General features: G+C 63.2%; 9 protein-coding genes. 5 read left to right on the forward strand and 4 right to left on the reverse strand.

Annotated elements, in window-relative coordinates:
- Positions 1-18 precede the first annotated feature (18 nt).
- From PYR64_RS07945 to PYR64_RS07955, 3 genes are all read right to left on the reverse strand, one after another.
- Positions 19-924, reverse strand: coding sequence for an NAD(P)-dependent oxidoreductase (locus PYR64_RS07945; protein WP_039241145.1), 906 nt, complete (start codon positions 922-924; stop codon positions 19-21).
- 57 nt (positions 925-981) lie between these two features.
- Positions 982-1872, reverse strand: a complete 891-nt coding sequence (locus tag PYR64_RS07950) for a MurR/RpiR family transcriptional regulator (RefSeq protein ID WP_018779637.1) — start codon at positions 1870-1872, stop codon at positions 982-984.
- 183 nt (positions 1873-2055) lie between these two features.
- Positions 2056-3990: an FAD-binding monooxygenase gene (locus PYR64_RS07955; protein WP_018779636.1), complete on the reverse strand. Its 1935-nt coding sequence runs from the start codon at positions 3988-3990 to the stop codon at positions 2056-2058.
- Positions 3991-4171: 181 nt separating this feature from the next.
- Here PYR64_RS07955 and PYR64_RS07960 point away from each other — a divergent pair, with 181 nt between their 5' ends.
- The 4 genes from PYR64_RS07960 to PYR64_RS07975 all read left to right on the forward strand — a co-directional run bounded on the left by PYR64_RS07960 (position 4172) and on the right by PYR64_RS07975 (position 7706).
- Entirely contained in the window at positions 4172-5107 is a 936-nt protein-coding gene (locus tag PYR64_RS07960) for a 5'-3' exonuclease (protein ID WP_227453641.1), read from the forward strand.
- Positions 5108-5260: 153 nt separating this feature from the next.
- The gene (locus PYR64_RS07965; RefSeq protein WP_018779634.1) at positions 5261-5818 is read left to right on the forward strand and encodes a Clp protease N-terminal domain-containing protein; all 558 of its coding nucleotides are present in this window, start codon (positions 5261-5263) and stop codon (positions 5816-5818) included.
- Positions 5819-5995: 177 nt separating this feature from the next.
- The gene (locus tag PYR64_RS07970; RefSeq protein ID WP_018779633.1) at positions 5996-6415 is read left to right on the forward strand and encodes a YciI family protein; all 420 of its coding nucleotides are present in this window, start codon (positions 5996-5998) and stop codon (positions 6413-6415) included.
- Between the two features lie 37 nt (positions 6416-6452).
- Positions 6453-7706 (forward strand): DUF6596 domain-containing protein, encoded by a 1254-nt coding sequence (locus PYR64_RS07975; protein ID WP_026267432.1) that lies wholly within the window; start codon positions 6453-6455, stop codon positions 7704-7706.
- Between the two features lie 169 nt (positions 7707-7875).
- Here the strand turns inward: PYR64_RS07975 and PYR64_RS07980 are convergent, their stop codons facing one another.
- Positions 7876-9630 (reverse strand): HNH endonuclease signature motif containing protein, encoded by a 1755-nt coding sequence (locus PYR64_RS07980; protein WP_275779297.1) that lies wholly within the window; start codon positions 9628-9630, stop codon positions 7876-7878.
- Between the two features lie 250 nt (positions 9631-9880).
- Between PYR64_RS07980 and PYR64_RS07985 the strand changes: the two genes are divergently transcribed.
- Positions 9881-10924 (forward strand): NAD(P)-dependent alcohol dehydrogenase, encoded by a 1044-nt coding sequence (locus PYR64_RS07985; protein ID WP_055975599.1) that lies wholly within the window; start codon positions 9881-9883, stop codon positions 10922-10924.
- Positions 10925-10963: the final 39 nt, after the last annotated feature.

The following is a 10963-nucleotide window of genomic DNA, read 5'->3' on the forward strand; positions in this document are numbered from 1 at the left end:
CTTCTGTTGCTGGGGGCGCTATGCGATGTGCGTGGTGCCGGGGGCGCCGGCGGGGGTAACAGCGGGCGCTACGGTCCTGGCGATTTCGGTGAAGTCGGCGGCCGGGCCGAGGGATGCCAGGGCGGCCTGCCACTGATCGGCCGCGGCAGCCAGGAGTTCCGGCTGTTCGCCGACCTGCCGGGCGATGTCGACGGCCAGGGATGCGTCCCGTGCCATCAGGCCGAGGGAGAAGCCAGAGTCGTGGGTGCCGGACAGGATCCAGTTCGGGTACATCGCGGAGGAGACTTTGCTGCCCCCGGAGGCATTGCTGATGCTCGCGGCGGCCACTGCGGGATCGATTCCGTAGGCCTTTGCAACGCCGAGCGCCTCGCCCACTGACACCAGATTGGCGGCGGCCAGGATGTTGTTCAACAGCTTCACGACGTTTCCGCTGCCAGGCCCGCCGATGCGGGCATACTTTCCGCCGGTGAGGGCTTCGAGGACGGGCTGTGCAGCCGCGGCAGCTGTGTCCGTTGCTCCAACGAACGCGCTCAGAGTCCCGGTGGCTGCGCCTTCGCGTCCACCGGAGACCGGCGCGTCCACAAAGCATGCGCCGTGGGATTCCGCCAGCGCTGCCATGGACGTACTCGTGCCCGGCTCGGAGGTAGTGGTGTCAATGATTGCGATGGTCCCGGGTCCCGAGAGGAGCACCGGCACTGTTGCCTCGACAATGTGGGCCGAGGGCAGGGACAGCACGGCATATGGGATGCCGGCTAGATCCCGGAGTTCTGCCGTGGTGGAAATTCCGGTTGCGGCAGCCGCGTTCCGGGCAACGTCCGAGGGGTCGAAGCCGGTGACGTCCCAGCCTGCGCGGTGCAGCGTGGACGCCATCGCACCTCCCATGGATCCGAGGCCGACGACGGCGATGCGGCGGGTGTTGCTCATGAATGCTCCTAGGTGGGGATTGTGGGGGGAAGAAGAATGTGGTGGCCGCAGGGCGGGTCAGTCCAGGTAGATGTCCAGGTCTTTCCAGAGTTGCTGGGTGCGCCGGATGGCTGATCGACTCCGTTCGGGGTGCGCCGCTTCCATGCCGGCCAAAAGGCCGTAGACCATGGAATTGGCCGCCGTCACGGACTGGAAGAAGGAGATCCCCTCGGAGGCAACGATCAGCAGGTGGTCAGCCGCGGCGGCCAGGCGCCCGCGGCGCATATCGCTGATGGCGACGACGGTGGCTCCAGACTGCTTGGCGGCTTCGGCAGTGACGATGATCTGCTGGACCGACCGCCACATATTGACCACCACCAGCACGTCGCCGGGGCCGAGGCTGTTGGCTGCGGAAGCGAGATGTACGCCGCCACGGTTTTCCAAGGTAATGGGGTACCCCATGGTGGAACCGAGGTGCGCCATGACACTTGCCGGTCCGGCGAAAGAGCCGATGCCGATGGTGGTGATGGACTTTGCCGAGGCCAGGGCGGCGATGGCGGCTTCCACGTCCTCGGAAGTGTTCGAGTCAAGGGTGAGCCGCAGGTTTTCGATGTCGTGGTTCAGTGCGTCGTGGAGGGGGCTGTGGTGTTCACCGTGCTCGAGGAGGGTGTCCTCGGTGGAGATCATCACCAGGTACCGGGAGCGAAGTTCGCGTTGGAGGTCAGGCCAGCCCCGGTAGCCCAGACGCTGGGCGGTGCGTACAACTGTGGAGTTGTTGACGTCTGAGCGCTGCGCAATTTCGGCGATGTCAGCGTAGGAGGACAACTGCGGATTGCGTGCAATGACCTCCACCACCCGTGCCTGGGACTTGGATAATGCGACGTCGGGAAGTGCGTCTCCCAGCCAGGCGTGGTCCACAGGCTCGCGCGCCACAGTGCTGGGACCCGACTCGTCTGGCTTGCTTGTCACTACTCAAACTCCTTGTAACGCAGATCACTTGGCAATCTCGATTGCAATTAACATACTCTGCAATTTCGTTTGCAGCTAGTGGTTTGCGTTACAGGCATGTAAAAGTTCCACCCGAGGGCATGGGCGGGCGTTAAACGACAAGTGCCAGGGACCCTGTGGGGGTCCCTGGCACTTATCGTCACCCTAGGCCGGGTTGCTCACCAGCCCTGCATCCGCCTTCGTAATCCCGGGGCGCCGCGCAGAAAGGAGCGGAGCGAAGAACGCCGCAAGTTCCGCCGTCGCCGATAACGGCAGGACGTTGGCAACATACTGGTCCGGGCGGACGACGACCACGACGCCGTCACGGCTGAGGCCACGCAGCTCAAAGATGTCGTTGGCCGGATCTGCGCCGAAGACCTTCTCAAGGTACGTGAGCTTGAACGGTCCCACGGTCGGCTTGAATGCCGCGGGGACGGCGTTGATGTCCACGTTGGTGTGGTCCTGCTGGTAGATCACTTTGACATCGAACCAAGCGTCCCGGTCAAGGTTCGACGGCGTCGCAGCCAGCGGCGAGTCCGGCGCGTTCGCGATCCACTCGGCAAAGTCGGCAACCGGGCCCTCGGCGCCTGCTTGGGCGGCATCGGCAAAGACGTAGATCCGCCAGCGGCCGTCCGCCTTTGCGTGGTGGCCCAGCTGCATGGGGTTGGTGTCGCAGACCCGCTGGACAGGGGCGGACTTGAAGCGTTTGCCTACCGGGAAGCCGGTTGCGAGTTCCTGGTGCCGCGGCTCCGATACGACCAGGGAGGGCGCGTATTGGGTCATGAAACCTGCGGGGAACTCTGCGGTGCTGGTGTAGAAGTTCTCCAGCTCCGTGGGGTCTTCAAACTCTTCGGGCTTCTTGGCCATGAGGGTGGACCATTGCTTGTCGAAGTCGATTAGGTTCTTCGCGACCACCTGGCGCTCCGCGGAATACGTGTCCAGCAGGCTTTCGGGGCTGCGGCCTTCGAGGACGTGACCGAGCTTCCAGCCTATGTTGAAGCCGTCCTGCATGGAGACGTTCATTCCCTGGCCGGCCTTGGCGCTGTGGGTGTGACAGGCGTCGCCGGTGATGAACACCCGTGGGGTACGCGTTCCGCGCTCCTCCGGCAGGACGTCGTCGAACCTGTCTGTCAGGCGGTGGCCGACCTCGTAAACGCTGTGCCACGCGACGTTGCGAACATCCAAGGTGTACGGGTGGAGGATGTCGTTGGCCTTCTGGATGATCTGTTCGATGGTGGTCTTCCGCACCGCCCCGTGGTCATCCGCTGCGACCTCGCCGAGGTCCACGTACATGCGGAACAGGTGCCCGCCCTCACGGGGAATCAGCAGGATACTGCCGCCGTTGCCGGACTGGATAGCGCATTTCGTCCGGATGTCCGGGAAATCGGTGACCGCCAAGACGTCCATGACGCCCCAGGCATGGTTCGCTTGATCACCGGCCAGATGGCAGCCAATCGATTCGCGGACCTTGCTGCGGGCGCCGTCGGCACCAACTACGTACTTGGCGCGGATAACCCGCTCCTGGCCCTCATCGGCACCGGCGGTGTGGCCGAGGGTCACCTCAACCGGGTAGTCCCCGTCGCCGGTGACCTTCAGGCTGCGGAACTCGTAGCCAAAGTCAGGGACCATGCGCGTGGGGGAGTTCGCCATGAACTCCGCAAAATAGTCCAGGACACGGGCCTGGTTGACGATCAAGTGCGGGAACTCGCTGATCCCGGCGGGATCATCCACCGCCCTGGCTGCCCTGACGATGCGAGAGTGATCGGCCGGGTCCGGCTTCCAAAAGGCCATCTCGGTGATGCGGTATGCCTCGGCTGTGATCCGCTCTGCGAACCCGAAGGCCTGGAAGGTCTCAACACTCCGGGCCTGGATGCCGTCGGCCTGGCCAATGGCGAGCCTGCCAGGGCGGCGTTCGATGATGCGCGTAGTGACTCCGGGGAACTGGGCCAACTGGGCCGCCGTCAACATCCCGGCGGGACCGGTGCCCACGATGAGGACATCGACTTCATCCGGAAGTGCTGACGGCCGGTTGATTCCGACGCCGGCGGCCGGCTCGACCCGCGGGTCACCTGATACATAACCGTGGTGGTGGAACTGCACGGGCTTTCCTCACTTCTTTGTGGGCTGGTGGAATGACTTGGTGTTCGATAATAGAACATGCCGTTCTATTATCGCTCGTTATATCGTAATGCGGGTCATAGTGCTCTTCAAGTCATCGACGGAGAGCGCTGGAAGGAGACGGGTTCCTGTGGTTTTTGCCCGGGGCATGTCAGGATCAGGTATGCCTCGACTGATGCTCCTGGACACAGCCTCCCTGTACTTCCGCGCCTTCTACGGTGTGCCTGATTCCATCCGGCGTTCGGACGGGACTCCGGTCAACGCCGTGCGCGGCCTGATGGACATGATCGCCCGCCTCGTTACGGACTACGAGGCCACACACGTGGTGGCCTGTTGGGACAACGACTGGCGTCCTCAATGGCGTGTTGACCTGATTCCCAGCTACAAGTCCCACCGTGTCGCGGAAATCGTTCCGAACGGCCCCGACGTCGAGGTCGTCCCGGATCCGCTCGAAGCGCAGATCCCCATGATCCGCAAAGTACTGGAGCTCGCCGGGATAGCCGTGGTGGGCGCCGATGAGCATGAGGCTGATGACGTGGTGGGTACCTACGCCAGCCAGGCAGCGTTCCCCACTGACGTCGTGACCGGCGATCGCGACCTCTTCCAACTCGTCGATGACCAGCGCGGTGTACGGGTAATCTACACAGCGCGCGGGATGAAGAACCTGGAATTGGTCACCGAGGTAGTAGTTGTCGGCAAATACAAGGTTCTGCCGCAGCAGTACGCAGATTTTGCCACCCTCCGCGGCGACGCTTCCGACGGGCTTCCCGGAGTGGCCGGCATCGGCGAAAAAACCGCAGCTGGTTTGCTCGGCGAGCACGGCACCCTGCAGGGGCTGCTGGAGGCGGCAGAGGATCCCGACGGCGGTTTGTCGGCTTCCGTCCGAGCCAAACTGTCAGGTGCCGCGGACTACCTCAAGGTTGCGCCCGCCGTCGTCAATGTTGTCCGCGACCTGCAGCTGCCGTCCTTGGAGGAAGCGGGCGCGGAACTTTCACCTGTAGCGGGCGCTGCCCGCTCTGAGCTGGAGCAGCTGGCCAACGACTGGAACCTGGGTGGCTCCGTCAAAAGACTCCTCGATGCGCTGGACCGGGTCCGCTGACGTTACCGCCCTTGACCTTCCGAATATTCATTCACAGCTTCGTCATAGGTACAGGACAGGATGGTCTGGGGTTGGCCCGTCATCGTGTTAAGAGGACGGCACATTGGACCGTCCCTCAGACAACACCCGTAGCAAGGGATTGAGGAGAGGCATATGTCGAAAACCAAGAGAATAACCCTGGGGGTCGCAGCCGGAGCGCTTGCGTTGGGTGCCGGATTGGGTGTGACCAGCATCGCCACAGCAGCGACCACGCCGACGCCGAGTGCTACATCTTCCGCTGATGCGACCACTCCATCGGACCAGGGGGGAAGGCCCGGCGGGCATGGACACGGACGGGACGGCGGCAAGATTGCGTCCGAACTGGCAACCAAGCTGGGTGTGGACGAGACTAAAGTCTCCGACGCGCTGAAGGCCTTCCGCGAAGCGAACAAGCCCACCACCCCGCCTGCCGAGGGAACAGAGGGCACTAAGCCGGATCCCTCGGCCCGCGATGCCGCGTTGGCGAAGTCCCTCGCTTCGGCGCTCGGCGTTGACGAAGCCAAGGTCACCACGGCGTTGGAAGAGATCCGTTCTGAGGGGCAGGCCCAGCGTGCTGCCGCACTGAAAACCCGGCTCGACAAGGCCGTGACGGACGGAAAGCTGACGCAGGCCGAAGCCGACGCCGTAACCAAGGCCGTTGAGGCAGGCGTTATCGGAGGTGGCGGGCGCTAGTACGCCGTGACAAGCCCTTTTTGTGGCACTAAAAGGGTCCCCTGGAGTTGTCCGGGGGATCCTTTTTCGTGCCGCTGGAAGTTTTTTTAGAACCCTTGTCGATTTGACCTCGCACCGTTCGACCTATGGGTGAGAAGGTCGAAGGGCGACCTTCCACAACATAGGAGATTGAGCCAAATGGCAAAGTACATGTTGATCATGCGGGCAGACGACGATTCCTACGCCAAGTTCGAGAACATCGACTTCAACGACATACTCGAAGCCATGGGTAAATTCAATGACGAACTGATCCGGGCGGGAGTATTGCTGGCCGCCGAAGGTCTGGAGGATCCGAAGGAGACCGTAGTGGTTGATTTCACCGGCGAAACGCCCGTAGTCACTGATGGTCCTTACGGTGAAACAAAGGAGCTCTTCGGTGGCTTCTACATCCTTGATGTCGCCTCGAAGCAGGAGGCCGTCGAATGGGCCAAGAGGGCGCCCATGACAGCAGGCACCAAAACCGAAATCCGCCGCGTAACCAGCATCGACGAGTTCCCCCAGGACAACGAATGGATTCAAAAGGAACGTGCATGGCGCGAGCAGACAGGCCAACTCTGAAACTCCGGCCGGTTTTTCCCTGGAAGCGGCATCGCGCGTGAGCAGCAACGAGGCAAGGGCCGCCGTCGAGGCAGTGTGGCGGAGCGAATCTGCCCGCATCGTCGGCGCCCTTGCCCGCTATACGGGCGATTTCCCGCTGGCCGAGGACCTTGCCCAGGAAGCCCTCGCAGAAGCGATCGTGTCGTGGTCCGTCAAGGGTATTCCGTTGGAACCTGCGGGCTGGCTGCTGACTGCCGGACGACGCCGGGCCATTGACACCTTCCGCCGACGTTCCGCCCAGGACGAAAAGTACGCGCTGTTGGCCTGCGAGCTGACTGAAGAGGCGGCAGGAGCGGACGCGCTGTTCACCACGGATGCGATAGATGACGACGTCCTGGCCTTGATGTTCATCTCCTGCCACCCGGTCCTCTCGAAGGAAGCGCGAATCGCCCTGACACTGAGGGTAGTTGGTGGCATGGGGTCCGATGAAATCGCCAAGGCGTTCCTGGTTCCGCTACCTACCGTCCAGGCCCGCATCACCCGCGCCAAGAAGACCCTCGCGGCCGCCCATATACCGTTTGCCGTGCCGGAGCGCGACGAGATCCCCGAACGGCTTGGATCCGTGCTTCACGTCATCTACCTCATCTTCACTGAGGGGTCCTTCGCTTCTGCGGGGGACTCGTGGATGCGGACGGAACTCGCTGGCGAAGCACAGCGGCTGGCCCGGGTGCTTGTCCGACTGGCGCCTGAACCCGAAGTATTCGGGCTACTCGCGCTGATGGAACTAACGGCCGCCCGATTCCCGGCGAGGATCGACGCGGCCGGGAACCCGGTACTCCTTGCCGACCAGGATCGACGGCGCTGGGACCAGTCAGCGATACGACGCGGCAGGGCGGCACTCGCGACTGCGGTGAGCACTGGACGGGGTCTTGGTACGTACGGGTTGCAGGCATCGATCGCCGAATGCCATGCCATCGCCCGCACTGCGGACGAGACAGATTGGCAACGCATTGTCGTCCTGTATGAAGCGCTGGGGCGGCTCACCGGGTCGCCTGTCGTTGAACTCAATCGCGCGGTGGCCGTGGCCATGGCCGCAGGGCCGGCTGCCGGCCTGAAGCTCGTGGATTCGCTCGCAGCCAGGGGCGAGTTGGAAGGATCTCACCTTCTGCCAACAGTGAAGGGAGAGTTGCTGGCACGGCTTGGGTGCTACGCAGACGCCGAAGAATCACTGAAACTGGCCCTCGACCGCTGCACGAACGCAGCCGAACGGACTGCCCTGGAGCGAAAGATCGCGCAACTCGGTAAGAGCTGACCGAAGTCACGGGTTTGATGAATCATTCCGTGTTGCCGGCCGACGCAGTCCCGGATTCTCAGGAGAATGAAATTCCAGCCGGGTCTAGAGGCAGGCACGTCCCAGCCAGGTCTAATGCACGGCATAGTCACGTCTTGTCATGGGCCGCATGCTGGTTTCCCGCCCGGTGTCATGTTTTGGGTGGTGTGTGGTGGTGGTTGCGTCGGGGTGTTTGGTGGGGGTCGATGTGGGGTGGGGGGATGAACCAGGGGACGCCGTTTTGGATGGTGATGCGCCAGTGTTCTTTGTGGATGAGGTGGTGGTGGTGGGTGCAGAGCAGGGTGGCGTTGTTTGTTCCTGTGGTGCCGCCTTGTGACCAGTAGGTGATGTGGTGGGCTTCGCACCAGGGTGCGGGGAGGGTGCAGTCGGGGAACGCGCAGCCTTGGTCGCGGGCGGTGATGGCTTTGCGGATGTGGGGTGGGAAGATCCGGGTGGTGCGGCCGATGTCGAGTATTTGGGAGTCGGTGCCGAGCAGGACGGGCAGGATGTCGGCGTCGCAGGCTATTTTGCGGATGGTGTTGGGGTGGATCGGGCCGGTGAAGGTCGCGGTGCCGGTACTGACAGTGTTCCGGGGGCCCGGCTGATGTGTCGCGTTGGGCTGCTTCGGGGTGTTGGTTTCTTTTGTGGCGCTCGTGGTGGTGTGGGTGAGTTGTTGGAAGAGGTCGTGGTGGTCGATGGTGACGGTGAGTTGGGGTCGGAGTCCGCCGTTGCTGGGCAGTTTCCCGGTGGTCATGGCCACGGCGCAGGCTCCGACGAGGCCGTCGAGGAGTTTCTGGGCGCGGGAGCGCCGGTCCAGCCCGGGGCCCGCACCGTTCGGAACACCTGCAGCTGTTGCCGACGCGGTTGCCGTGCCGGTGCCGGTGGTGTTGGTGAGTCGTGGGTTGGTGGCGGCGTTCATGGCGGTGGTGAGGGTTTCGTATTGTTCGGTGGTGGCGAAGATTTCCAGGTGGTGGAGTCCGTGGCGGCGTCGGCGTCGTAGGAACGCGCCTTGGACGTGGTGGAGGGCTTCTTCGGTGGGTTCGGGGCCGTTGTGGTCGATGTGGTCGATCCAGCGGTTGGCCATTTTGGTGACGAAGTCGGGGTCGGATTGTGTGGCGGTGGTGGTGAGGGCGTGTTTCATGCCGGTGAGGGTGTCCGGGTCGGTGAAGTGTTGGGCTTTGTCCAGGGCGGTGCTGATGATCGTCGCGGACCGGGACGGGACCTGTCCGGTGTGGAGGGCGTCGGCGAGTCTTTGACGACGGGCCGGGATTTCCTGGCCGGTTATTCCGGCCCCGGGCAGGACGTCGGTGGCGAGGGCGAGCCGGCGCCGTGCTTCGCCGATCCCGATCCGCAACCGGGCCCGGAGGAACTCCGCCGCGTTCCGGTACCCATCATCCAAAACACTGCCACCACCACCAGCACCAGCACCAGCACCACCGTCCCCTGAGCCACCGGCTGGCTCGGTCCACCCCGTCCGCCATTCCTGGGCGCCGGACGCCGGGGACTGTCCGGACTGCTGTGCCGGCACCGCACGCTGCGCCTCCGTCCGGGTCCGCTCCACAGCCTGCGCCGCAACGACCTGCACGTACTCCAGCTGCCGAGACAGATCCTCTGCCCGGCCCGCAAAATCAGCAGCCTCCCCCAAGCCAAACAACCGGGCATCGGCAGCGACCGAACCACACAGCTCGACCAACGCCTCGGAAGCATCGTCAAGCAACTGTGCGTGTTCTGACGGACCACCTCCAGAGCCGGACGTGGTTCCGCAGCTGACAGGAAGCCGCTTATTGTTGTGATCGCGCGGGGACAAATCGCTGGAGCCTGATTGCTCGGATTGCGGATTCCCTGAACGGAAGGACACGTCGGACGGTTCGCCCGGCCGACTGAGAACCTGCCCGTTTGTGTCCATGCAAAGAGCCTGTCATGGCCCGACTCCGGCATTCAGCCCCCTCAAGGGCTATGTGGAAAAGTCCGTGACTACGCCGGTCTTGGAAGCCGAAAATCCACCCATGCAGCTCCTGCTGACAGAGCCTCCAACGCCAACGTCCTCATCATGCCGAGAGGGTTTCTGCCAGTACCCGTAACAGCAGTGACTGCTTACACTCAGCCAAAGCGTGTTAGATGGAAACATCCACTAAAGACAGACACGTTGGAGAAACATGCCTACCGCTTCCGCATTTGCCTCACCCTCGGCCACGGGCGACCTGACCCTGACCACCATTGAACGCCGCGAAGTTGGCCCGAACGACGTCCATATTGATATCAAGTTCGCGGGTATCTGCCACTCGGACATCCACACCGTTCGCGGTGACTGGGGTCCCCAGCAGTACCCCTTGGTGCCGGGCCACGAAATAGCCGGCATCGTTACCGAGGTTGGCGCCGAGGTGACCAAGCACAAGGTCGGCGACCGCGTCGGTGTCGGCTGCATGGTCAACTCCTGCAAGGAATGCAAGAACTGCCTGGCCGGCGAGGAACAGTATTGCCTGAAGGGCAACGTGGGCACCTACGGCGCGGTGGACCGCGACGGCACCATCACCCAGGGTGGCTACTCCAGCAACGTCGTGGTGAATGAAGACTTCGTGGTGACCATTCCGGAAGGGCTGGACCTCGATGTTGCTGCTCCGTTGCTTTGCGCCGGTATCACCACCTTTTCCCCGCTGCATCACTGGGGCGCGGGTCCGGGCAAGAAGGTAGCGATTGTCGGGCTGGGCGGTCTCGGACACATGGGCGTCAAGATTGCCCACGCCATGGGCGCCGAGGTGACGGTGCTGTCGCAGTCCCTGAAGAAGATGGAAGATGGCCTGCAGTTGGGCGCGGACCACTATTACGCGACCAGTGACCCCGCCACCTTCGAACAGCTTGCCGGTACGTTCGACCTGATCATAAACACGGTCAGCGCTTCAATCGACATCAGCGCCTACCTCCAGTTGTTGACGCTCGACGGGACGCTCGTCAACGTCGGCGCGCCCGCTGAACCGCTCCCGGTGAACGCCTTTGCCTTGATCGGCGGTCGCCGTCGTTTCGCCGGCTCCATGATCGGTGGCATCCGCGAAACGCAGGAGATGTTGAACTTCTGTGCCGAGCACGGCCTTGGTGCGGAGATCGAGGTCATTCCTGCCAGCAAGATCAATGACGCTTACGAACGAGTTCTCGCCTCGGACGTCCGCTACCGCTTCGTCATCGACGCCTCCACCATCGGCTAGACCTAACGTCTCGAAAGGCCGCGCTCTCCAAAGGGGCGC

Origin of the sequence: Paenarthrobacter sp. Y-19 (assembly GCF_029223985.1) — a bacterium.
GTDB lineage: Bacteria > Actinomycetota > Actinomycetes > Actinomycetales > Micrococcaceae > Arthrobacter > Arthrobacter nicotinovorans.

What these genes read in the sequence shown, in the direction of transcription:
- PYR64_RS07945 (WP_039241145.1), bottom strand. Translation starts at nt 924, where the DNA reads ATGAGCAACACCCGCCGCATCGCCGTCGTCGGCCTCGGATCCATGGGA.
- PYR64_RS07960 (WP_227453641.1), top strand. Translation starts at nt 4,172, where the DNA reads ATGCCTCGACTGATGCTCCTGGACACAGCCTCCCTGTACTTCCGCGCC.
- PYR64_RS07965 (WP_018779634.1), top strand. Translation starts at nt 5,261, where the DNA reads ATGTCGAAAACCAAGAGAATAACCCTGGGGGTCGCAGCCGGAGCGCTT.
- PYR64_RS07970 (WP_018779633.1), top strand. Translation starts at nt 5,996, where the DNA reads ATGGCAAAGTACATGTTGATCATGCGGGCAGACGACGATTCCTACGCC.
- PYR64_RS07980 (WP_275779297.1), bottom strand. Translation starts at nt 9,630, where the DNA reads ATGGACACAAACGGGCAGGTTCTCAGTCGGCCGGGCGAACCGTCCGAC.
- PYR64_RS07985 (WP_055975599.1), top strand. Translation starts at nt 9,881, where the DNA reads ATGCCTACCGCTTCCGCATTTGCCTCACCCTCGGCCACGGGCGACCTG.